We start from the raw sequence: 21,600 nt of genomic DNA, 5'->3' as shown, positions 1-21,600 counted from the left end.
CAGCCTAATCCCCCGCCTTCAGCCTGTACCCAATCCCCGTCTCCGTCAGCACATATTGCGGCCGTTCCGGATCGGCCTCGATCTTCTGCCGGAGCTGGCGGACATAGACGCGCAGATATTGCGCGTCGGTCAACTCGTCCCAGAGCTCCCTCAGCAGGAAGCGGTGAGTGAGCACCTTGCCGGCGTGCTGCACCAACACACGCAGGAGGTCATATTCCTTCGGCGACAGTTTGACGTCGCGCTCGCCGACCTTCACGATCCGGCGCACCAGATCGACTGAGAGATCGCCGGCACGAAACACCGGGCGTTCGCCCTGGATCTGAAGCTGGTGCCGCAGCGCCGCGCGCAGGCGCGCCAGCAGCTCGTCCATGCCGAACGGCTTTGTCAGGTAATCGTCGGCCCCGAGATCGAGCGCCTCCACCTTGCCGGCCTCGTCGCCACGGCTCGACAACACCACGATCGGCACCGCGTCATTGCGGGCGCGGATGGTACGCAACAACTCATGGCCCTGGATGTCGGGAAGGCCGAGATCGAGGATGATCAGCGCGGGGCCCTCGCTGAGCTTCTCCAGCGCGGTCTTGCCGTTCGACGCCTCCAGTATCTCATAGCCTTGCGTCGAGAGCCCCATCCGCAGCAATTTGCGGATCGGCGGCTCGTCGTCGATGACCAGCACCTTGATCGGGGCTGCGCTCATGCGGCGGTATCCAATGCGTGGGTCGGGGCCGGAATGGGCAGGCGGATGGTCAGAACCGCGCCGCTCCGGTCGCTGCGATTCGCGGCCGAGATCGTGCCATGCATCGCCTCGACGAAGCCGCGGGAGATGGCGAGCCCGAGCCCGGTGCCGGGACGGACATGGTCGCCCTTCTGCGCGCGATAAAACTTGTCGAACACGCTCTCGAGCTCCTCCGACGGAATGCCGTCGCCCTCGTCGGCAATCTGGAGCACCACATGATCGCTGTCGCGCCGGCTGCGGATCGAAACCGTGGCGTGGGGCTGCGAATATTTGGCGGCGTTGTCGAGCAGGTTGAACAGCACCTGCTCGAACAGCACCGCATCGAGCTGGAGCATAGGAAGGTCTGCGGCCAACTCCAGCTCCACCTTGTGGGCGGTGAGGATCTTGGCTGCCCGCCGGAGCGCGCTGCCGACGATCTCTCCGAGATCGTGCAACGCAGCGTTGGGCACGATGGCGCCGGATTCGAGCTTGGTCATGTCGAGCAGATTGGCGATGAAGCGGTTGAGCCGTTCGGATTCGTCGATGACCGTCGCGAGCAGGTCGCGCTTCTCGGTGTCGGAGAGGGCGCTGGCGAGATCGCGCATGGTCGAGGCCGCACCCAGCACGGATGCGAGCGGCGTCTTCAGGTCGTGTGAAATCGACGTCAACAATGCGGAACGCAGCCGCTCGGATTCGACGGAGCGCTTGACGCGATCGACGTCCTCGACCAGCAGCACGCGCTCGATCGCCAGCGCGCCCTGGTCGACCAGCGCATCGAGCAGCCGGCGCTGGTCAGGCGTCAGCAAGGGACCGGTGCGGTCGTCGTCGATGCCGATCACGCCGATCGGGCCGCGCCCGGTGCGCATCGGCAGGAACAGCCGTTTTGCGCCAGGCAGGGTGTCCGAGCCGCGGCCTGCAGGCCGGTCGTTGCTCCAGGCCCAGTTGGCGGCGGCAAGGTCGGCCTGATCGAGATCGTCTTCGGGGGGATAGCCCGACTTCACCGTGAGCAGGCCGTCCTCCGGCAACAGCAGCACCACGCGGACTTTCAGCATCAGCGCGATCTGGTAGGCGGTCGCCCACAGCACGTCGTCGAGCGTGCCGGTACCGGCGAGCTTGCGGCTGAATGCATAGAGTTGCTCGGTGGTCCGGATGCGACCGATCGCAGCATCGGCCTGGGTGCGGACCCGCCCCGCGACGTTCGACACCACGAACGCAATCAGCATGAAGAAAAAGAACGCCGCGACATTGGTCGGATCGGTGATGGTGAAGGTATAGACCGGCGGCAGAAAGAAGAAATTGTAGGCGAGTGATGCCGCGACACTCGCAAGTAACGACGGCCACAATCCGTAGCGCACGGCAACGGTCACCACGGCGGTCAGGAACATCAGGTCGACGTTCTCAATGCCGAAATACGGCTTGATGGCCACGGCAGCAGCGAGGCCAAGCGCGGTGATCCCGAGTGCCTTCAGATAGGGCCGCGCGTCGAACGGGTCCGATCGCGTTGCGGTCTGCACCGCCGTCTTTGGCGCCGGCTCGCTCGTGAGCTCGTCGCCAGGAATGACATGCACGCTGATATTGCCGGCGCGGCGCACCAGATCGTGCACGACGGAACCGCGCGTCATCTCGAACCAGAGCGAGCGTGTCGACTTGCCGATCACGATCTGGGTGACGTTGTTGCCCTGCGCGAAGTTGACGACGTCGTCGGCGAGGCGGCGGCCAACGCCCGGAATCGTCAGCGCCTCACCGCCAAGCGATTCCGCGAGCCGCAGCGTATCGGCCAGCCGGTCGCGCTGCTCGTCGGACAGCTGGAGCGAGCGTCGCGTCTCGATCGAGACCGCGATGAACGGCGCGTGCAGCCGGTCGGCCAGCCGCTTGGTGTAGCGCACGAGGCTGGCCGCACGCGGATCTTCGCTGACGCAGACGAGGATGCGCTCGCCTGCGGCCCAGGGACCCGCGATCGCATTCGCCTGCATGTGGGTGAGCAGCTGCTCGTCGACCCGCTCGGCCGTGCGCCGCAGCGCGAGTTCGCGCAGCGCGGTCAGGTTGCCCGGCGAGAAATAATGCTCCAGCGCCCGCTCGGCCTGCCTGGAGACATAGACCTTGCCCTCTTTCAGCCGCTGGATCAGGTCGTCCGGCGTGAGATCGATCAGTTCGATGGCGTCTGCGCGGTCGAACACCGAATCCGGCACGGTCTCCCGCACCCGCACATGGGTGATCTGCGCAACGACGTCGTTCAGGCTCTCGATGTGCTGAATATTGACGGCGGTGTAGACGTCGATGCCATGGGACAGCAGTTCTTGGACATCGAGATAGCGTTTTGGATGGCGGCTGCCGGCGGCATTGGTGTGGGCGAGCTCGTCGACCAGCGCGATTTTCGGCCGGCGCGCGATCACGGCGTCGAGGTCCATTTCCTCGACAGTCTGGCCGCGATAATCGAGCTTCTTGCGCGGGATCACTTCCAGCCCGCGCACCAGCGCCTCAGTCTCGGCCCGGCCATGGGTCTCGACGAAGCCGACCACGACGTCGATGCCTGACTTGCGCCTGGCGTGGGCGCTTTGCAGCATCTCGTAGGTCTTGCCGACGCCGGGAGCGGCGCCGACGAAGATCTTCAGCTTGCCGCTCACGCCCTCCTCCCGGCGCGCGGCTTCCAGCAGCGCCTCGGGCGAAGGACGTTGTTCGGGATCGCGGCGCTCTCGGACCATCAGGTCAATATAATCATCCGCGCGGACCTAGCCTAGACTACTTCGTGGCACGATCGAGCGCGAGATTGAGAGCCAGCACATTGACCCGGGGCTCGCCGATCAGGCCGAGCAGGCGGCCCTGGATGTTGGAAGCCACCATTTGCTTGACCTGATCCTCCGGCACGTTTCGCGCCTTCGCTACGCGCGGCACCTGGAATTCCGCCGCTTCCGGCGAGATATCCGGATCAAGGCCGCTGGCCGAGGTCGTCACGAGGTCGACCGGCACGGCGACATTGGGGTTCTCGCCCTTGAGCTTGTCCACATCTTCCTTCAGCCGGTCGGCCAGCGCCTTGCTGGTGGGACCGAGATTGGAGCCACCCGAATTGGCGGCGTTGTAGGGCGCCGGTACCGTCTTGGTCGAATCGTTCGGGTCCGACGCCACTGTCGCCGAGAGGCGACCGTGGAAATATTTGTCGTCCTTGAACTCCTGCCCGATCAGGGCGGAGCCGACCACCTTGCCGTCCTTCTCGATCAGGCTGCCCTGCGCCTGCGCGGGGAAGATCGCGCCAGCAATAGCGGTCATCGCGAGCGGATAGGCAAGTCCGGTGATGGCGGTAAGCACCAGCAGCAGGACGATGGCGGGGCGGATTTCTCTGAGCATGTGTTTCTCCTATTTCTCCGTCATTGCGAGCGAAGCGAAGCAATCCAGAATCTTTCCGCAGAGGCAGTCTGGATTGCTTCGTCGCTTCGCTCCTCGCAATGACGGGTTAAGCCAGGTGCAAGGCAACGACCACGAGATCGATCGCCTTGATGCCGATGAAGGGAATGACGATGCCGCCGAGGCCGTAGATCAGCAGGTTGCGCCGGAGCAATGCGCCGGCCCCGACCGCGCGATAAGCGACGCCCTTGAGCGCCAGCGGGATCAGCGCGATGATAACAAGCGCGTTGAAGATGATCGCCGACAGGATAGCGCTCTGCGGGCTCGACAGGTTCATGACATTGAGCACGTTGAGCTGGGGGTAGAACGCCAGGAACATCGCCGGGATGATCGCGAAATATTTCGCGACGTCGTTGGCGATCGAGAACGTGGTCAGCGCGCCGCGCGTCATCAGCAGCTGCTTGCCGATCTCGACCACCTCGATCAGCTTGGTCGGGTTGGAGTCGAGGTCGACCATGTTGCCGGCCTCGCGGGCTGCCTGCGTGCCGGTGTTCATGGCGACACCGACGTCGGCCTGAGCGAGCGCCGGCGCGTCGTTGGTGCCGTCGCCGCACATCGCCACCAGCTTGCCGTTGGCCTGCTCGTCCCGGATCAGCTTGAGCTTGTCCTCCGGGGTTGCCTGCGCCAGGAAGTCGTCGACGCCGGCTTCCGCTGCAATCGCGGCGGCCGTCATGGGATTGTCGCCGGTGATCATGACGGTGCGGATGCCCATGCGCCGCAGCTCGGCAAAGCGCTCGCGGATGCCGCCCTTGACGATGTCCTTGAGCTGGATGACGCCGAGCAGCCTACCGTCCCTGGCGACCGCCAGCGGCGTGCCGCCGGCCTTCGAAATGTCGTCGGCAATGGTCTGGATCTCGCGACCGATGTCCGAGAGCCCGGCGGGCTGGATGGAACGAGCCGTGTTGCCTGAGGCGACCACCAGCGGTGCACCACCACCGACATAGTTGAGGATGGCATCGACCGCGCCCTTGCGCACTGACGAGCCGCCGGCGTCGACGCCGCTCATGCGGGTCTGCGCCGTGAACGGGATGAAGGTGGCTCCCAACTCGGCCATGTCGCGGCCACGGATGCCGTATTTCTCCTTGGCCAGCACCACGATCGAACGGCCCTCCGGGGTCTCGTCGGCAAGCGAGGCGAGCTGGGCCGCGTTCGCGAGCTCCTGCTCGGTGACGCCGCGCACCGGGCGGAAGGAGGTCGCCTGGCGGTTGCCGAGTGTAATCGTTCCGGTCTTGTCGAGCAGCAGCGTGTCGACGTCTCCGGCGGCCTCGACGGCGCGGCCGGACATCGCCAGCACGTTGAAGCGGACCAGGCGGTCCATGCCGGCGATGCCGATTGCCGACAGCAGCGCGCCGATCGTGGTCGGGATCAGCGTCACGAACAGCGCGACCAGCACAACCACCGAGATCGAGCCGCCGGCATACGCCGCGTAGCTCGGGATGGTGACGGTTGCGAACACGAAGATGATGGTGAGGCCGGCTAGCAGGATGTTGAGCGCGATCTCGTTCGGGGTCTTTGCTCGTTCAGCGCCCTCGACCAGCTTGATCATGCGGTCGATGAAGGTCGAACCTTGCGCTGCCGTGATCCGCACGCGAATCCAGTCGGACAGCACCTGGGTGCCGCCGGTCACCGCCGAACGGTCGCCGCCGGATTCGCGGATCACGGGTGCGGACTCGCCGGTGATGGCGGCTTCGTTGACGGAAGCAACGCCCTCGATCACCTCGCCATCGGAGGGGATGGTATCGCCGGCCTCGACCAGCACGATGTCACCAACCTTGAGGCTGGTCCCCGGCACGAGATTGAAGGCCAGGCCGGCGCCGGTCAGCAGCTTGGCCTGGCTCTCGGTGCGGGTCTTGCGCAGCGATTCCGCCTGCGCCTTGCCACGGCCTTCGGCCACCGCTTCGGCGAAGTTGGCGAACAGCACCGTGAACCAGAGCCAGACGATGATCTGGAAGGTAAAGCCGAGATTCCCACCGCCCGTGACGAGATCGCGCAGGAAGATCACAGTGGTGAGCGCGGCCACGATCTCGACCACGAACATCACGGGATTCTTGATCATCAAGCGCGGATCGAGCTTGGCGAAGGACGCGCGGATCGCAGGCACGACGATCTTGGGATCGAGCATCGCCGAGACGGACGCGCGTTTTTGCAGTTTCATGGTATCCATGGAGGTCACTCCGAACAGTCAGAAGGCGGTCGATCAGAACACTCGCTGGTCAGAACACTTGGCCGGCGTTCATCGCGAGATGCTCGACGATGGGACCGAGAGCGAGGGCCGGGAAGAAGGTCAGGCCGCCGATGATCAGAATCACGCCGACAACGAGGCCGACGAACAGCCCGCCCGTGGTCGGGAGGGTGCCCGCGGACGGCGGGATCGATTTCTTGGCGGCCAGCGAACCCGCAATCGCCATCGCCGGGATGATCATGAAGAAGCGGCCGACGAACATCGCGCTTGCCAGCGTGAGGTTGTAGAAGAAAGTGTTGCCGGTGAGGCCTGCGAAGGCCGAGCCGTTGTTGCCGGTCGCCGAGGTGAAGGCGTAGAGCACCTCGGTGAAGCCGTGCGGCCCGGCATTCGCCATTGAGGCGACCGCCGCCGGATAGACCACGCCGACCGCGCTCCAGCCGAGGATCATCAGCGGCAGCACCAGGATCGCGAGCATCGCCATCTTGACCTCGCGCGCCTCGATCTTCTTGCCGACATATTCCGGCGTGCGGCCGACCATCAGGCCCGCCACGAAGATCGCGAGGATGACGAACAGCAGCATGCCGTACATGCCGGCGCCGACGCCGCCGACAATGACTTCGCCGAGCTCGATGTTGATCAGCGGAATCATGCCGCCGAGTGCGGTGAAGCTGTCATGCATGGCGTTGACCGCGCCGCAGGAGGCGGCCGTCGTGATCACGGCGAACAGCGAGGACGCGACGATGCCGAAGCGGACCTCCTTGCCCTCCATATTGCCGCCGGTCAGCTCGAGCACGTGCAGGGTCGAAGTGCCGCTGGCTTCCGCCCAATAAGTCACGGCGACACCAGCGAGAAACAGCACGCCCATCACGGACAGGATTGCCCAGCCCTGGCGCTGGTTGCCGACCATGCGGCCGAACACGTTGGTCAGCGCGGCGCCGAGCGCGAAGATCGACAGCATTTGCACGAAGTTCGACAGCGCGGTCGGGTTCTCGAAGGGGTGCGCGGCGTTGGCATTGAAGAAGCCGCCGCCATTGGTGCCGAGCATCTTGATCGCGACCTGCGAGGCGACCGGCCCGACCGCAATGGTCTGCTTGGCGCCTTCGAGCGTTGTCGCATCGACATAATCGCCAAGCGTCTGCGGTATGCCCTGCCAAACCAGAAACAGCGTGTAGACGATGCAGATCGGCAGCAGGACGTACAATGTGCAGCGGGTGACATCGACCCAGAAATTCCCGACGGTGCGTGCCGACGCACGCGAGAAGCCACGGATCAGCGCCACCGCCAGCGCGATGCCGGTCGCCGCCGACAAGAAATTCTGGTGCGTCAGGCCGAGCATCTGCACGAGATAAGACAGCGTGCTCTCGCCGCCGTAGTTCTGCCAGTTGGTGTTGGTGATAAAGGAGATCGCGGTGTTGAAGGAGAGATCCTCGGCGACCGCGGCCTGGCCTGCTGGATTGAAGGGCAGGATCGCCTGCAAACGCATCACGCCGTAGATGATGAGGAAGCCACCGACATGGAACAGCAGCATGGCGACCGTATAGGTCAGCCAATGCTGCTCGCGCTTCTCGTCGACGCCGGAGAACCAGTAGATGCCGGCCTCGATCGGACGCAGCACCGGCGACAGGAAGGTCCGCTCGCCGTTGAACACGCTCGTCATGTACCAGCCGAGCGGCTTTACGAGCGCGACGATAATGACGCAAAAGAGAATGATCTGGAGCCAACCGATCATAGTCATGAAATCAACCCTTCAGGCTTCGTGAGCACGGTCAGAATCGCTCGGGCCGCAGCAGCGCGTAAGTGAGGTAGAACAGGAGGCCGAGCGAGACGACGCCAGCGAGCGAATAATCGAAGATCATGGTCCGCTCCCTCAAAGCCGCTCGCAGGCGTAGGTGTAGCCGATCGCAAGGGCGAAGAAGCCGAAGCCCAGCGCCAGCATCAGAATGTCCATCATGGAGATACTCCTCGTTGCGCCCTTGATTTCGGCGCAACCGTTTCTCGGGAGACCCGGTCGGCGCGTGAAAGGAAATGCCGGTGCATTCCACGGCGCCTACCGGGACTTTTGACCGTGCTGAAGTGCCACCGCGGGCATAGGTTTTCGAGACGAAGGCCGTGGCGAAGTTATAGGAATCTCATAAAGGGGCGGGGCTGACAGCGTGGTCGGACAACGCTCGCGAGGCACATCACATCGTCGTCCCGGCGAAGAATGGCGCGCCACCGCCCCATCCCACACTTATGAAATCCCTATATCTCCCGTTTTCAAATGCCATTTTCGCCATCTTGGAGAGGCCGGCCGACTGACCGACGCCAATTCCAGGAGGCCTGACATGACCGCCGCACGCCGACACCACGAACTGCCGTCACTCAGCGACCGCTTGCGCAACACGCAGGTGATGACGCGGCCGTTGATGCTCGACATCATCGCGCACGTCTGCCGCCGCTTCCCTTCGCTTGGACCAAGCGAACGCACCGCACGCATCATGCGCCTGATCGATGTCGAGGCCTGGGCCGATGCCACGCTGGCGCTGGTAGAGCTGGAGCTGCCGCTATGGCAGGTCCGCCGCATCGCCTATGACGAGGGCGAATGGCACTGTGCGCTCTCGCGCGAACGCGAGTTGCCGGACTGGCTCGACGCCGCGGTCGAGGCCAGCCACGTCGATCTTTCGCTGGCGCTGCTGTCGGCTTTCATCGAGGTCGAGGCATTGGCCCTGGAAGTTTCGCGTCCGAGCGTTCCCACTGTTCGTCCCGCGTCTGACCCGCTCTATGAGCCGGTCGGCTGCGAAAATTTCGGCTAGTCCGCCGCTTGTCATCACAGTCGTGGCGCGCAGCCTCGGAGCATAAGCCCTCAGGCGCATCGACCGCGAATTGACCATGGCTGCCTACGGGGCGAGCAACCGGCTCCGTGGCCAAGAGGCACGGCTAAAAGGCGTGGCCAAAAACACTCGGCCGATCTGGCGCAGTTTCACGGAACCGTGTAGATCGGTTTCATGAGCATCAGCAACGTCAACGTGGTCGCCCATCCCCTGGTCCAGCACAAGCTCTCCCTGATGCGGGAGAAGGACCGCTCGACCAAGAGCTTTCGCGAGATCCTGAACGAGATCGGGATGCTGCTCGGCTACGAGGTGACGCGCGACCTGCCGCTGGAGCTGGTCGATATCGAGACGCCGATTTCGCCAATGCGGGCGCCCAAGATCGCCGGCAAGAAGCTCACGCTGGCGCCGATCCTGCGCGCCGGCGTCGGCTTCCTCGACGGCATGCTGGCGTTGATGCCCTCGGCGCGCATCGCCCATATCGGGCTCTACCGCGATCCCGAGACGTTGCAGGCCGTGGAATATTACTTCAAGGCGCCGCAGGACCTGTCGGACCGCACCGTGATCCTGATGGATCCCATGCTGGCGACCGGTAACTCGGCCTGCGCCGGCGCCTCGCTGCTGAAGGCGCGCGGCGCCCGCGACATCCGCTTCGTCTGCCTTCTGGCCGCGCCTGAAGGCATCGCGCAGTTCCAGAGCGAGCATCCCGACGTGCCGGTCTGGACCGCCGCGATCGACGAGCGGCTCAACGACCACGGCTACATCGTGCCGGGGCTGGGCGACGCCGGCGACCGGATGTTCGGCACCAAGTAGACAGGTTCGCGCGATCGGGTTAGTCCGGTTGCCATGAGCGCTAACGAATTTTCGCTGCAATCGCTGATCCGGACCGAAGCCGCCGCCGACCCGGCCTTCGTGTTCGACGGCACGCCGGTCTCGCGCGCGGAATTCTCGGAAAAGATCGAGCAGACCGCCGCCTGGCTTGCCGCGCGCGGTATCGGCAAGGGCGATGTCGTCGCGGTCTGGCTGGTCAACCGGATCGAATGGATCCCGCTGCTGTTCGCGGCCGCCCGGCTTGGGGCAATCGTCGCCGCCGTCAATACGCGCTACCGCAGCGCGGAGGTCGCGCATCTCCTGAAGCTGTCCGGCGCCCGTCTGATGGTGATCGAAGCCGCGTTCCGCTCGATCGACTTTGTCGCTATTCTCGCCGACATTGCGAAGGACGAGGTGCCTGCGCTGCGAGAGATCGCGGTGGTCGGCGCGGATGAGATTCCCGCCCGATGGCCCTGCGTGCGCCTCGATGCCTTCGAGAAGCGCTATCCGCCTGCCCCGCCTGCTCAGGATGATTTCGATCTGCCGGTTCTGCTCTACACGACATCGGGCACCACCAAGGGACCGAAGCTTGTCGCGCATTCGCAGCGAACGTTGGCCACGCACGCCGCCTCCGTTGCCAAGGCGCTCAAACTCTCGCCACAGCGCCATGCGCTGCTGGCCATGCTGCCGTTCTGCGGCACTTTTGGCATGACGAGCCTGCTCGGCTTCGTCGCAGCGGGCGCGACCGTCCATGCGCTCGACGCCTTCGAGGCCGCGCCGGCGCTGAGGCTTCTCCGCGAGTGCGGGATCACGCATGCCTTTGGCTCGGACGAGATGTTCCGCCGCATCCTCGCCCTCACCGAGGCGCCGCATCCGTTTCCGCATCTCGAAGTCTGCGGCTTTGCCGCGTTCCAGCCCGGCTGGCGCGAGCTCGCTGCCGAGGCCGAGGCGCGCGGCATGCCGTTGCACGGCCTCTACGGTTCGAGCGAGGTGCAGGCGCTGTTCTCGATCGCACGCTCGAGTGACGCCTTCACAGATCGCATCGAGGGCGGCGGCTGGCCGATGTCGCCGGAGGCCAAGGTCCGTGTGCGCGACACCGAGACCGGCGAGCTCGCGGCTTCAGGTGTCTCAGGCGAGATCGAGATCAACGCGCCGTCGCGCTTCCTGGGCTACTACAACAATCCCGACGCGACGCGCGACGCCATCACCGCGGATGGCTTCTTCCGCACCGGCGATATCGGCCGGCTGCGCGGCGACGGCTCCTTCGTGTACGAAACCCGCGCGGGCGACGCCATGCGGCTCGGCGGCTTCCTGGTCGCGCCCGGCGAGATCGAAGACGAACTCAAATCGTGCGCTGGTGTGGCCGACGCCCAGGTCGTCGCGGTCGATCTGAAGGGAAACGCCCGCTGCGTTGCCTTCGTGATCCCCGCCCGGGAACCCCACCACGAGCCGCCGCAGCAGGACGCGTTGATCGCGCGTCTGCGCGAGCGGCTGGCCGGCTACAAGGTCCCGGCGCGGATCTATGTCGTAGAAGCTTTCCCCGTCACCGACAGTGCCAACGGCGTCAAGATCCAGCGCGCCAGGCTTCGCGCCATGGCGATGGAGCGGATCGCTGCCGAATAACGTCTATGGGCTTCGCTTGGAGGCGACCATCGCAGCGCCCCACAATGGTGCGCGCTCAAGCCTAGTATGACTTGGCCAGCCCCAGCACCTTTTCCGCAATGAAGCTGAGCGCAAGCTGCGGGCTGACCGGTGCGATGCGCGGGATCAGCACTTCGCGCAAGTAACGTTCGACGTGGAACTCCTTGGCATAGCCGAAGCCGCCATGGGTCATCACCGCCTGCTCGCAGGCATGATATCCGGCTTCGCCCGCAATGTATTTCGCGGCATTGGCGGCGCCACCGCAAGGCATGCCCTTGTCGTATTGCCAGGCGGCCGACATCACCATCAGCCAGGCCGCCTCGAGCTCCACCCAGTTGACGGCCAGCGGATGCTGAATGCCCTGGTTCTTGCCGATGGGCCGGTTGAACACCACGCGGGTCTTGGCGTATTCGGTCGCGCGCGACAGTGCGAGCTTGCCGAGACCGACGGCTTCCGCTGCGATCAGAATGCGCTCCGGGTTCATGCCCTCGAGGATATACTGGAAGCCTTTGCCTTCTTCGCCGATGCGGTCTTCCATGGGGATCTCGAAATCCTCGAAGAACAGCTCGTTGGAATCGACGACCTTGCGGCCCATCTTCTCGATCTCGTGGACCTTGATCCTGTTGCGATCGAAGTCCGTATAGAACAGGCTCAACCCATGCGTCGGCGAGCGCACCTCCTCCAACGGCGTGGTGCGCGCAAGCAGCAGGATCTTGTGCGCGACCTGCGCGGTCGAGATCCACACCTTCTGGCCGTTGACGATGTAGCGGTCGTTCTTGGCCACCGCGCGGGTCTTGAGCTGGGTGGTGTTGAGGCCGGTGTTGGGCTCGGTCACGGCAAAGCACGCCTTCTCGCGGCCCTCGACCATCGGCGGCAGCATGCGCTTGCGCTGTTCCTCGGTGCCGAACACGACCACGGGATTGAGGCCGAACACGTTGATGTGCACCGCGGATGCGCCGGACATGCCGGCGCCGGATTCCGCGATGGCGCGCATCATGATCGCGGCCTCGGTGATGCCGAGGCCGGAGCCGCCGTAGGCCTCCGGCACGCAGATGCCGAGCCAGCCCGCGTCGGCGAGCGCCTTATGGAAGTCGTGCGGAAAACCGCCGTCGTGGTCCTTCTTCAGCCAATAGGCGTCGGGAAAGTCTTCGCAGATCTTCGCGATAGCGTCGCGAATGGCCTCCTGCTGATCCGTGAGCGCGAAATCCATGATGGTCTCCTTGCTGGGAGCCGCGCCCGCGCAATCTCCCGCCTCTTCGCGTTTCCCATGCGAAGGCCGTGGCCGATGACTGTACCCGGACGTTCCCTCGCTTGCGTTCTTTAGCTTGAAAAACCGGGTACAGATACGTGAATTTGCCTGCCAACTGTGTGTACCATGCATGGGATCATGCGGCGCCACGGTGTGAACGCGCCGTTATTTCGCAGGGAGGAAGACCGCGATGGCCGGACTTTATTTCGAGGAGTTTTCGGTGGGCCAGGAGTTCAGGCATCCCCTGACGCGGACCGTCACGGAGATGGATAACACCATGTTCAGCCTGCTGACGCTCAACCCGCAGCCGCTGCACATCGACGCGCATTTTTCGGCCCAGACCGAGTTCGGCCAGCGCATTTTCAACAGCCTTTACACCCTCGGCATCATGATCGGCATGACGGTCTATGATACGACCATGGGAACCACCGTTGCCAACCTGGGCATGACCGACGTCACTTTTCCGAAACCGGTCTTCCATGGCGACACTTTGCGGGCGACGACGAAGGTGCTTTCGTTGCGGGAATCCAAATCGCGCCCCAAGGCGGGCATCGTCGAGTTCGAGCACCACGCTCTCAACCAGAACGACGAGATCGTCGGAAAATGCCGCCGCATGGCGATGATGCACAAGAGGCCGGTCTGATGCGTTCGATGCTGTTCGTGCCGGGCGACTCCCCGCGCAAATTCGAGAAGGCCAGCGAAGGCAACGCCGACGCGCTGATCATCGACCTCGAGGATTCGGTCGTCACCGACAAGAAGCCGGAGGCGCGCGGGTTGACGTTGGCGATGCTGAAGGGCCGCAACAAACCCCATCAGCTCTATGTCCGCGTCAACGCGCTCGACACCGGCATGACGCTCGCCGACCTCGCCGCGGTGATTCCAGGCAAGCCCGACGGCATCGTGCTGCCGAAATCGCAGGGCGGCGACGACGTTCGGCAGGTCGCGACCTGGCTCGAAGCTTTGGAGGCTGCGGCTGGCATCGCCATCGGCGCAACGCGCATCGTCTGCGTCGCGACCGAAACCGCAGGATCGATCTTCGGGCTCGGCAGCTACAAGGGCTGCTCTCCTCGCCTCGCGGGCCTGATGTGGGGCGCGGAGGATCTCTCGGCCTCGCTCGGCGCTACTGAAAAGGCCTCAGGCGGCGTGTTCCACAGCCCCTATCGCTTGGCGCGCGATCTCTGCCTGATGGCGGCGGCCGCGGCCGAGGTCGCGCCGATCGACACCGTCTATACCGACATCGACAATCTGGCGGGGCTCGAACAGGAAACGCGCGCGGCGCGGCGCGACGGTTTTTCGGCGAAAGCGCTGATCCATCCCAAGCACGTCGACGTGGTCAACGCGGCGTTCGAACCGACCGAGGCCGAGCGCAATTGGGCCGAGAAGGTGATCGCAGCATTCGCGAGCAATCCGAACTCCGGCACGCTGCGCCTCGACGGCCAGATGATCGACAAGCCGCATCTTCGTGCTGCGATGAAGATTCTCGGCCAGAGCTAGAGCAGGACGCCGCGCTGCGACAAGGGATCGAGGCCACTCTCAGCGTCGTCGTGACCGGGCTTGTCCCGGCCATTCACGGGCTTCCACACAACCGGCGCCCAAGAACGTGGATGCCCGGGACAAGCCCGGGCATGACGAAGCGAAAACGTCTCGCCCCTCAGGTTACGCAGTTGGGGAGAGCGGAAGCCCGCCGCTAGACGATCTTGATCGACATGTCCGGCAAGCCGTCGAGCTTGCACAACAGCACGTCGCCCTTCACGACCGGACCGACATTCTCGGGCGTGCCGGAATAGATGATGTCGCCGGCCTTGAGCTCGAACGCTTCCGACAGCTTTGCGATCTGCTCGGCCACACTCCAGATCATCTTGCTGAGATCCGAGCTCTGCTTCACTGTGCCGTTGATCGCGAGCGAGATGGCACCCTTGTCGAAATGGCCGGTCTTGCTGGCCGGGTGGATCGGACCGATCACCGCGGCGTGGTCAAAGCTCTTGCCGATCTCCCACGGCTTCTTCTCCGCGGCCATGCCGTTCTGGAGATCGCGCCGGGTCATGTCGAGGCCGAGCGCATAACCATAGACATGGTCGAGCGCCTTCTCGGCCGGGATGTTGCTGCCGCCGGATTTCAACGCGGCGACCAGCTCGACCTCGTGGTGATAGTTCTTGGTCAGCGACGGATAGGGATGATCGGCGACCTCGCCCACAGCGACGTTCTGGATCGCGTCGGTCGGCTTCTGGAAGAAGAACGGCGGCTCGCGGTTCGGGTCCGAGCCGCGCTCGATCGCATGCGCCGCGTAGTTGCGCCCGATGCAGTAGATGCGTCGGACCTGGAACACCTGGGTTTCGCCGACGATCGGGATGGTGACCATCGGCACTGGAAAGATCGGCTTCGGCCCGGTCTGCGCCGCAGCCGGCGCAACTTCCGCGATCGAGACAGCACCTGCGGCCGCGGCAATTGCGAGCAGCTCTCGTCGCGTTGGTGAGATCTCTTTCATGTTTTGTGCTCCCTTTTTATGTTCGTTGGGCGCATCATGCGCGCCGACCCGCCTGATAATCAATATTCAGTATGCCACCAATGCTGCACCGGCACGTCCTCTGATCGACGAGAACAGGCCACCTGCAGCCGCGCCTTCCAAACCGGCTCCCTTTCGCCACTAGCATGGAACTTGCATAAATTCTGGGCGACATGGATGCCGCATGAACCTCATCAGCCTCGATATCCGCATGCTCCGGTCGCTGATCTCCGTGGTCGAGACCGGCAGCATTACCGAGACCGCGCGGCGGCTGGGCCGCACCCAGCCGGCGATCACCCTGCAATTGCAGCGGCTGGAGGAGCTCACCGGCAAGCAATTGTTCGAGCATGCCGGCCGCCGGCTGACGCTGAGTGAGGACGGCACCACGGTTCTCACCTACGCCAAATCCATCCTGCGGTTGCATGACGAGTTGATTTCGCAGCTGGCGTCGCAGGAGATCGAGGGTCAGGTCGTACTCGGCACGCCCGACCTCTATGCCGCCTTCATGCTGCCGCAGATCCTCAGCGTGTTCCGAAAATCCTTCCCGCGCGTCCAGGTCGAGCTCAATTGCGCGCTCTCGACGCCGCTGGTGGGCCTCGTCAAGCGCGGCGATGTCGACATCGCGCTCGTCACCCGCATGAATGATTTTACGGGCGGCCAGGTGGTACGGCGCGAGCAACTGGTCTGGATGACCGGCGAGCAGTCCACCGCGCACCAGGAGCGGCCCATTCCGCTGGCATTGCTGCCTCCGGGCAACATCTATCGCGACTACGCGATCGACACGCTGGAACGTGCGAATTTGCGCTGGCGCATCGCCTGCGTCAGCGAAAGCGTCGGCGGCCTTCAGGCGGCGGCCTTCGCCGGCATGGCCGTGACCGTACTCGGCCGCAGCGCGCTGGTCCCGGCGATGCGCGAGATCGGCCCGAACGAGGGCCTGCCGCCGCTGCCGAAGATCGAGCTGCTGCTCTACAAGTCGAGCGGCGCGACCTCGAAGGCGGCGACCGCGCTGCACGACTATCTCGCGCACTATCTGCGGCTCGACGAGGAGCTCAGCGGCCGCGGCGACCTGATCGAGCTGTCCTGAGCTTCATGCCTTCGCGCGCGCCGGCTTTTCGCGGAGCGCCAGTGACGGCCAGAACGCTGCCCAGGGCTGCGCCGCTTCGAACGCAGCGGCGATGCGGAAGATCGTGGGCTCGTCGAGCCAGGCAGCGACGATCTGCAAGCCGATCGGCATTCCCTCGCGATCGAAGCCGCAAGGCAGCGTCGCGGCCGGTAGGCCGGCGAGATTGATCGGCCAGGTGAAGGGCGACCAGCCGAGATGCGGATCGACCTTCCCGCCGTCGATCGTCTCGACGCCGAGACGGCCGGCCTCGAACGCAGTCACCGCGACGGTCGGCGTCACCAGCGCATCGACGCGCTCGAAAAGCTTCAGGAAGCCGCTGCGAGCCTGGCCGCGGCGATACCCCGCTTCGATATAGTCCGTGCCGCTGTAGCGCCGACCGGCACTGATGACGTCAAGATAATCTGCTTCGGAGCTGGCGAGATCGGCCGTGGTCTTGCTCGCGACAGCCGCCGCCTGTTCGGTAAATGCGATCGGCTTCAGCGTGTGCTCGAGGATGCCGGGATCGAGGCCCGGACCATCCATGGTGACCTGCGCGCCGCAGGCATCGAGAATGGCCAACGCCTTGCCGAACGCCGCGCGCACATCGGGGCTGACGGCGGCGTAGCCGAGATCGACGCTGGCGCCGATACGAATGCCGTTCAACGGCGCCGCCTTCGTATCAAACCGCCGCGCCGCCACCGGCAGGCTCGCGGGATCGCGCAGATCGTAGCCGGCGATGATCTCCAGCGTCAGCGCGGCATCCGCGACCGTGCGCGTGATCGGCCCGGTATGCGCGAGCGAGCCCCAGGACGGTGGCGAGAAGCCGGGTGAACGCGGCACCAGGCCAAAGGTCGGCTTGAGGCCGAACACTCCGCAAAAAGACGAAGGCACGCGGATCGAGCCCACGCCGTCCGTTCCGATCGCGATCGGACCGCAGCCGGCGGCAACGCCCGCCGCCGCGCCGCCGCTCGATCCGCCACTGGTGCGACCGGGGTTCCAGGGATTGCGCGTGGTGCCGGTGACCGGGCTGTCCGCCGTCAACTTGTAACCGGACTCGCAGGTCGTGGTCTTGCAGGTGACGATTGCACCCGCCTCCTTCAGCGCCGAGACAACGGCCGCATCGGCATCGGGCACGAATGCCTTGTTCGTCGGCGAGCCGCCATAGGCCGGCACGCCTGCGACAAAGACCAGGTCCTTGATCGTCACAGGTATACCGGCGAGCGGCCCCTTGGCCTCGCCGGCACGCATCTCCCTGGTGAGACGATCGGCCTCCGCCCTCGCCTGCTCGTACATCGGCGTCACCACCGCGTTGCAGGCCTCGTTCGTCGCCTCCAGCGCGGCAATGGTGTCGTCGACGACATCGCGCGGAGTGAACGCCTTGCGCCGGTAGCCGGCCAGGATCTCGGTTGCGGAAAGCGAGCCAAGACCAGTCGGCGCCGGCGGGACGGCCGTTCGGCCGGAACCATCAGTCATCATCAACCCTAAAAGAGCTAGCTGAGCGCCGCGTCGACGGCGCGCTTGGCCATGACCGTGACGAGATGCGCACGGTAGTCGGCTTCGGCATGGATGTCCGAAGTGAGGCCCTCGGTGTCGATCTTGATCGCCGCGATCGCGGACGGATCGAAACTTCGAGACAGCGCTTCTTCCATCGGGGGAACGCGGAATACGCCGGAGCCCGCTCCGGTCACGGCCACGCGAACGTCATCGGCGAATTTCGCCACGAACACGCCGACCAGCGCATAGCGCGACGCCGGCGCCTTGAACTTGGCGTAGCCCGCCTTGAGCGGTACGGGAAAGCGGATCGCGGTGATGATCTCGCCAGGTTCGAGCGCGGTCTCGAACAGGCCGCGGAAGAACCCGTCGGCCGCGATCTCGCGCGTGCTGGTGACGACGGTCGCGCCAAGGCCCAGCACACCTGCCGGATAATCGGCCGCCGGATCGTTGTTCGCGACCGAACCGCCGATCGTGCCGCGGATGCGCACGGCGGGATCGCCGATCATCGACGCCAGCGCGGCGAGACCGGGAATCTTTCCCTGCACCAGCTTCGAGGCGGCCACCACCGCGTGTGGCGTCATCGCACCGATGGTGATGGTGGCGCCGCCGTCGGTGATGCCCTTCAGATTCCCGAGCTTCGACAGGTCGATCAAGGCAGGCGGGCTCGCCAGCCGCTGCTTCAGCGTCGGGATCAGCGTCATGCCGCCGGCGACGAGCTTGCTGTCCTCGATCGATGTGAGCAGTTTGGCAGCGTCGGGAATCCGGTCCGGCTGGTGATAGGCAAACGGTTTCATGATTGTCCTCCCTATTCCGCAGCGACCGGCAGCGATGCATTCTGAAGCAGGCGCCAAATCCGGTTCGGCGTCGCCGGCATGTCGACATGGGCGACGCCGAGATGCGACAGCGCATCGACCACCGCATTGATGACCGCAGCCGGCGAACCGATGGTGCCGACCTCGCCGCAACCCTTCACGCCCATCGGCGTGTGCGTGCACAGCGTCGAATGGGTCGAGATGTTCATCATCGGCATGTGGTCGGCGCGCGGCATGCAGTAGTCCATCAGCGAGCCCGATAGCAGCTGGCCCGAGCCCTCGTCATAGACCGCGTTCTCGTACAGCGCCTGACCGACGCCCTGCACGATGCCGCCGTGCAACTGGCCCTCGACGATCATCGGGTTGATGACCGTGCCGACGTCGTCGACCGCGGTGTAATTGACCAGCGTCACCGTGCCGGTTTCCGGATCGACCTCGACCTCGGCAATGTGACAGCCGCCGGGATAGGTGAAGTTGACGGGATCGTAATAAGCCTGCTCCTCGAGTCCCGGCTCCAGCACTTCGAGCGGATAGTCGTGCGGCACGTAGGCGGCGCCCGCGATCTCCTCGAACGTCTTCATGCGGTCGGTGCCTGCGACCGAGAATTTTCCGGCCTCGAACTGGATATCCATCTCGGCCGCTTCAAGCAGATGCGCCGCGATCTTCTTGCCTTTCGCGACCACCTTGTCGGTCGCCTTCGACAGCGCCGCGCCGCCAACCACCAGCGAACGCGAGCCATAGGTACCCATGCCGAACTGCACGCGATCGGTATCGCCAAACACGATGTCGACATTGTCAAACGCGACGCCGAGCTTTTCCGAGACGATCTGCGCGAACGTCGTCTCGTGGCCCTGGCCGTGATTGTGGGTGCCGATCATGACCGTGACCTGGCCGGTCGGATGCACCCGCACCGTGGCGCTCTCATAGAGCCCGCCGCGCGCGCCCAATCGTCCCGCGAAGCGCGACGGTGCGAGGCCGCAGGCCTCGACATAGGTCGAGTAGCCGAGCCCGCGGAATTTGCCCCTGCGCGCCGACTCCGCCTTGCGGATACCGAAGTTCTTGACGTCGGCCGCGACAAGGGCGCCGTCGAGACACCCCATCGGATCGCCGGAATCGTATTGCACCAGCACCGGCGTCTGATACGGGTAGGCCTCCTTCGGAATCATGTTGCGTCGGCGAATCTCGACGCGGTCGATCCCCATCTCGCTGGCTGCGACGTCGACGATTCGCTCCAGCACGAAGGTCGCCTCGGGACGGCCGGCGCCGCGATAGGCGTCGACCGGAACGGTATTGGTGAACACCACCTTCACGTTGCAGTAGATTGCCGGCGTGGTGTAGACGCCGCCGAGCAGCGGTCCGTAGAGATTGGTCGGGATGTTCGGCCCGAAGGTCGAGAGATAGCCGCCCATATTGGCGAGCGTGTTGACACGGAAGGCCAGGAACTTCCCGGTCTCGTCCAGTGCAAGCTCGGCCTCGGTGACGTGATCGCGGCCGTGACGATCGGAGACGTAGCCTTCCGACCGGCTCGCGACCCATTTGATCGGCCGCATCACGCGCTTGGCGGCCCAGGTGATCACGGCCTCCTCGCCGTAGTGGAACTGCTTGACTCCAAAGCCGCCGCCGACATCGGGCGCGACCACGCGCAATTTGTGCTGCGGAATGTTCAGCACCAGCGCGCCCATCAGGAAGCGTACGACATGCGGGAACTGGCTGGTGGTCCACAGCGTGAAGCGATCCGTGCCGGGCTCGTATTCGGCGATCGCCGCGCGCGGCTCCATCGGGTTGCCGATCAGCCTGTTGTTGACGAGGCTGAGCTTTGCGACATGCGCCGCTTTCCGGAACGCAGTCTCGACCGCGGCCTTGTCGCCGAGCTCCCAATCGCAACAGAGGTTGTTCGGCACGTCGTCGAACAATTGCGGCGCGCCGGGCCGCACGGCTTCGAGCACGCCGACCACTGAGGGCAGCACCTCGTAATCGACCGTGAGCAGTTCGGCCGCCGCGCTGGCCTGCGCCGGCGTCTCCGCGACGACGAAGGCCACCATGTCGCCGACGAAGCGCACCTTGCCCTGCGCCAGCATCGGGAATGGGGGCTCCTTCATCGGCACGCCCTTGGCATCCGAGATACCCCAGCCGCAGGGCAGCGATCCCAGCTTGTCCGCGGCGGCATCCTCGCCGGTCAGGACCGCGATGACGCCGGGCGATGCGAGCGCCGCACTCTTGTCGATGCCGCGCAGGATCGCGTGTCCGTGCGGCGAGCGCACGAACACACCCGCCGTCATGCCGGGACGCTTGATGTCGGAGACGTAATTGCCGCGGCCGGTGAGGAAGCGCTGGTCCTCTTTCCGTTTGGGTGAAGCGCCGATCCCGATCACATTGCCCATGGTCACTCTCCCCTCGCGGTGTTCATGGCGGCAGCGCCAGCCATGACCGAGACGACGATGTTCTGATAGCCGGTGCAGCGGCAGATATTGCCTTCGAGGCCGTGACGGACGTCGACTTCCGTCAGATCCGGCTTCTCGGTCGCAAGCGCCACCGCTGTCATCAGCATACCGGGCGTGCAAAAGCCGCATTGCAGGCCGTGATGCTCGCGAAACGCTTCCTGCATCGGATGCAGCTGGTTCGAACCGGGCGCTCCATGAAGCCCCTCGATAGTGAGGAGCGTCGCGCCGTCGAGCGCGGGCGCGAGCAGTGTGCAGCTCTTCACCGGCAGGCCGTCGAGGTGCACCACGCAGGCGCCGCACTGGCTGGTGTCGCAGCCGATATGGGTACCGGTGAGGTTGAGCCGCTCGCGCAGCAGCTCGGCGACTAGCATCGCCGGTTCGACATCGACAATGGTTGGCCGTCCGTTGAGTGTGAAGGATATCTGCACGATCATACTCCTGTGCGCGA

18 protein-coding genes are annotated in these 21,600 nt (G+C 64.9%); 6 read left to right on the top strand and 12 right to left on the bottom strand.

Annotated features, from left to right (window positions below; translation table 11 throughout):
- Positions 1 to 4: 4 nt before the first annotated feature.
- The 6 genes from AC0L30_RS30395 to AC0L30_RS30370 form a co-directional block, all read right to left on the bottom strand.
- The gene (locus tag AC0L30_RS30395; protein WP_219681184.1) at positions 5 to 694 is read right to left on the bottom strand and encodes a response regulator; all 690 of its coding nucleotides are present in this window, start codon (positions 692 to 694) and stop codon (positions 5 to 7) included.
- A complete protein-coding gene (locus AC0L30_RS30390) occupies positions 691 to 3,414 on the bottom strand; it encodes a DUF4118 domain-containing protein (RefSeq protein ID WP_473405887.1) in 2,724 nt (907 codons plus the stop codon). The genes AC0L30_RS30395 and AC0L30_RS30390 overlap by 4 nt, the downstream gene beginning before the upstream one ends.
- A gap of 37 nt (positions 3,415 to 3,451) precedes the next feature.
- Entirely contained in the window at positions 3,452 to 4,054 is a 603-nt protein-coding gene (locus AC0L30_RS30385) for a K(+)-transporting ATPase subunit C (RefSeq protein WP_007595748.1), read from the bottom strand.
- 106 nt (positions 4,055 to 4,160) lie between these two features.
- Entirely contained in the window at positions 4,161 to 6,275 is a 2,115-nt protein-coding gene (gene kdpB / locus AC0L30_RS30380) for a potassium-transporting ATPase subunit KdpB (RefSeq protein WP_473405886.1), read from the bottom strand.
- Between the two features lie 49 nt (positions 6,276 to 6,324).
- A complete protein-coding gene (gene kdpA, locus AC0L30_RS30375) occupies positions 6,325 to 8,028 on the bottom strand; it encodes a potassium-transporting ATPase subunit KdpA (protein ID WP_473405885.1) in 1,704 nt (567 codons plus the stop codon).
- A 31-nt stretch (positions 8,029 to 8,059) separates the two neighbouring features.
- Entirely contained in the window at positions 8,060 to 8,149 is a 90-nt protein-coding gene (locus AC0L30_RS30370) for a K(+)-transporting ATPase subunit F (protein ID WP_007595755.1), read from the bottom strand.
- Positions 8,150 to 8,617: 468 nt separating this feature from the next.
- On the opposite strand from AC0L30_RS30370, the gene AC0L30_RS30365 reads away from it, so the two are divergent.
- The 3 genes from AC0L30_RS30365 to AC0L30_RS30355 all read left to right on the top strand — a co-directional run bounded on the left by AC0L30_RS30365 (position 8,618) and on the right by AC0L30_RS30355 (position 11,533).
- Positions 8,618 to 9,085, top strand: a complete 468-nt coding sequence (locus tag AC0L30_RS30365; protein WP_354168286.1) for a hypothetical protein — start codon at positions 8,618 to 8,620, stop codon at positions 9,083 to 9,085.
- 192 nt (positions 9,086 to 9,277) lie between these two features.
- A complete protein-coding gene (upp, locus tag AC0L30_RS30360; protein ID WP_354127265.1) occupies positions 9,278 to 9,913 on the top strand; it encodes a uracil phosphoribosyltransferase in 636 nt (211 codons plus the stop codon).
- Positions 9,914 to 9,946: 33 nt separating this feature from the next.
- Positions 9,947 to 11,533, top strand: a complete 1,587-nt coding sequence (locus AC0L30_RS30355) for an AMP-binding protein (RefSeq protein ID WP_473405884.1) — start codon at positions 9,947 to 9,949, stop codon at positions 11,531 to 11,533.
- A gap of 61 nt (positions 11,534 to 11,594) precedes the next feature.
- Here AC0L30_RS30355 and AC0L30_RS30350 read toward each other — a convergent pair whose 3' ends face one another.
- Positions 11,595 to 12,761 carry an acyl-CoA dehydrogenase family protein gene (locus AC0L30_RS30350; protein ID WP_007595760.1) on the bottom strand — a complete coding sequence of 389 codons (1,167 nt, stop codon included), beginning with the start codon at positions 12,759 to 12,761 and terminating at the stop codon, positions 11,595 to 11,597.
- Between the two features lie 229 nt (positions 12,762 to 12,990).
- Here AC0L30_RS30350 and AC0L30_RS30345 point away from each other — a divergent pair, with 229 nt between their 5' ends.
- On the top strand, positions 12,991 to 13,443 hold the full coding sequence (locus AC0L30_RS30345; protein ID WP_007595761.1) for a MaoC family dehydratase: 453 nt from the start codon (positions 12,991 to 12,993) through the stop codon (positions 13,441 to 13,443).
- On the top strand, positions 13,443 to 14,294 hold the full coding sequence (locus AC0L30_RS30340) for an HpcH/HpaI aldolase/citrate lyase family protein (RefSeq protein WP_473405883.1): 852 nt from the start codon (positions 13,443 to 13,445) through the stop codon (positions 14,292 to 14,294). Before AC0L30_RS30345 ends, AC0L30_RS30340 begins: the two co-directional genes overlap by 1 nt.
- Positions 14,295 to 14,487: 193 nt before the next feature.
- Here AC0L30_RS30340 and AC0L30_RS30335 read toward each other — a convergent pair whose 3' ends face one another.
- Complete coding sequence (locus AC0L30_RS30335) at positions 14,488 to 15,285, bottom strand: fumarylacetoacetate hydrolase family protein (protein WP_007595763.1); 798 nt, start codon at positions 15,283 to 15,285, stop codon at positions 14,488 to 14,490.
- A gap of 202 nt (positions 15,286 to 15,487) precedes the next feature.
- On the opposite strand from AC0L30_RS30335, the gene AC0L30_RS30330 reads away from it, so the two are divergent.
- Positions 15,488 to 16,387: a LysR substrate-binding domain-containing protein gene (locus AC0L30_RS30330; RefSeq protein WP_473405882.1), complete on the top strand. Its 900-nt coding sequence runs from the start codon at positions 15,488 to 15,490 to the stop codon at positions 16,385 to 16,387.
- Positions 16,388 to 16,390: 3 nt separating this feature from the next.
- On the opposite strand, the gene AC0L30_RS30325 is transcribed toward AC0L30_RS30330, so the two are convergent.
- The 4 genes from AC0L30_RS30325 to AC0L30_RS30310 are packed head-to-tail and all read right to left on the bottom strand — an operon-like array spanning position 16,391 to position 21,586.
- Positions 16,391 to 17,878, bottom strand: coding sequence for an amidase (locus tag AC0L30_RS30325; RefSeq protein ID WP_473405881.1), 1,488 nt, complete (start codon positions 17,876 to 17,878; stop codon positions 16,391 to 16,393).
- Between the two features lie 17 nt (positions 17,879 to 17,895).
- Positions 17,896 to 18,693 carry an FAD binding domain-containing protein gene (locus AC0L30_RS30320; protein ID WP_473405880.1) on the bottom strand — a complete coding sequence of 266 codons (798 nt, stop codon included), beginning with the start codon at positions 18,691 to 18,693 and terminating at the stop codon, positions 17,896 to 17,898.
- An 11-nt stretch (positions 18,694 to 18,704) separates the two neighbouring features.
- The gene (locus AC0L30_RS30315) at positions 18,705 to 21,092 is read right to left on the bottom strand and encodes a xanthine dehydrogenase family protein molybdopterin-binding subunit (RefSeq protein ID WP_473405879.1); all 2,388 of its coding nucleotides are present in this window, start codon (positions 21,090 to 21,092) and stop codon (positions 18,705 to 18,707) included.
- A gap of 2 nt (positions 21,093 to 21,094) precedes the next feature.
- Positions 21,095 to 21,586, bottom strand: coding sequence for a (2Fe-2S)-binding protein (locus tag AC0L30_RS30310; RefSeq protein WP_473405878.1), 492 nt, complete (start codon positions 21,584 to 21,586; stop codon positions 21,095 to 21,097).
- Positions 21,587 to 21,600: the final 14 nt, after the last annotated feature.

The sequence above is a fragment of the Bradyrhizobium sp. MI1.11 genome, from assembly GCF_055811255.1.
This window is presented reverse-complemented; position numbering and strand designations above follow the sequence as displayed.

Bases quoted from the DNA above. Each gene is read 5' to 3' on its own strand.
- AC0L30_RS30395 (WP_219681184.1), bottom strand. From the start codon at position 694: ATGAGCGCAGCCCCGATCAAGGTGCTGGTCATCGACGACGAGCCGCCG.
- AC0L30_RS30390 (WP_473405887.1), bottom strand. From the start codon at position 3,414: ATGGTCCGAGAGCGCCGCGATCCCGAACAACGTCCTTCGCCCGAGGCG.
- AC0L30_RS30385 (WP_007595748.1), bottom strand. From the start codon at position 4,054: ATGCTCAGAGAAATCCGCCCCGCCATCGTCCTGCTGCTGGTGCTTACC.
- kdpB (WP_473405886.1), bottom strand. From the start codon at position 6,275: ATGGATACCATGAAACTGCAAAAACGCGCGTCCGTCTCGGCGATGCTC.
- kdpA (WP_473405885.1), bottom strand. From the start codon at position 8,028: ATGACTATGATCGGTTGGCTCCAGATCATTCTCTTTTGCGTCATTATC.
- AC0L30_RS30370 (WP_007595755.1), bottom strand. From the start codon at position 8,149: ATGATCTTCGATTATTCGCTCGCTGGCGTCGTCTCGCTCGGCCTCCTG.
- AC0L30_RS30365 (WP_354168286.1), top strand. From the start codon at position 8,618: ATGACCGCCGCACGCCGACACCACGAACTGCCGTCACTCAGCGACCGC.
- upp (WP_354127265.1), top strand. From the start codon at position 9,278: ATGAGCATCAGCAACGTCAACGTGGTCGCCCATCCCCTGGTCCAGCAC.
- AC0L30_RS30355 (WP_473405884.1), top strand. From the start codon at position 9,947: ATGAGCGCTAACGAATTTTCGCTGCAATCGCTGATCCGGACCGAAGCC.
- AC0L30_RS30350 (WP_007595760.1), bottom strand. From the start codon at position 12,761: ATGGATTTCGCGCTCACGGATCAGCAGGAGGCCATTCGCGACGCTATC.
- AC0L30_RS30345 (WP_007595761.1), top strand. From the start codon at position 12,991: ATGGCCGGACTTTATTTCGAGGAGTTTTCGGTGGGCCAGGAGTTCAGG.
- AC0L30_RS30340 (WP_473405883.1), top strand. From the start codon at position 13,443: ATGCGTTCGATGCTGTTCGTGCCGGGCGACTCCCCGCGCAAATTCGAG.
- AC0L30_RS30335 (WP_007595763.1), bottom strand. From the start codon at position 15,285: ATGAAAGAGATCTCACCAACGCGACGAGAGCTGCTCGCAATTGCCGCG.
- AC0L30_RS30330 (WP_473405882.1), top strand. From the start codon at position 15,488: ATGAACCTCATCAGCCTCGATATCCGCATGCTCCGGTCGCTGATCTCC.
- AC0L30_RS30325 (WP_473405881.1), bottom strand. From the start codon at position 17,878: ATGACTGATGGTTCCGGCCGAACGGCCGTCCCGCCGGCGCCGACTGGT.
- AC0L30_RS30320 (WP_473405880.1), bottom strand. From the start codon at position 18,693: ATGAAACCGTTTGCCTATCACCAGCCGGACCGGATTCCCGACGCTGCC.
- AC0L30_RS30315 (WP_473405879.1), bottom strand. From the start codon at position 21,092: ATGGGCAATGTGATCGGGATCGGCGCTTCACCCAAACGGAAAGAGGAC.
- AC0L30_RS30310 (WP_473405878.1), bottom strand. From the start codon at position 21,586: ATGATCGTGCAGATATCCTTCACACTCAACGGACGGCCAACCATTGTC.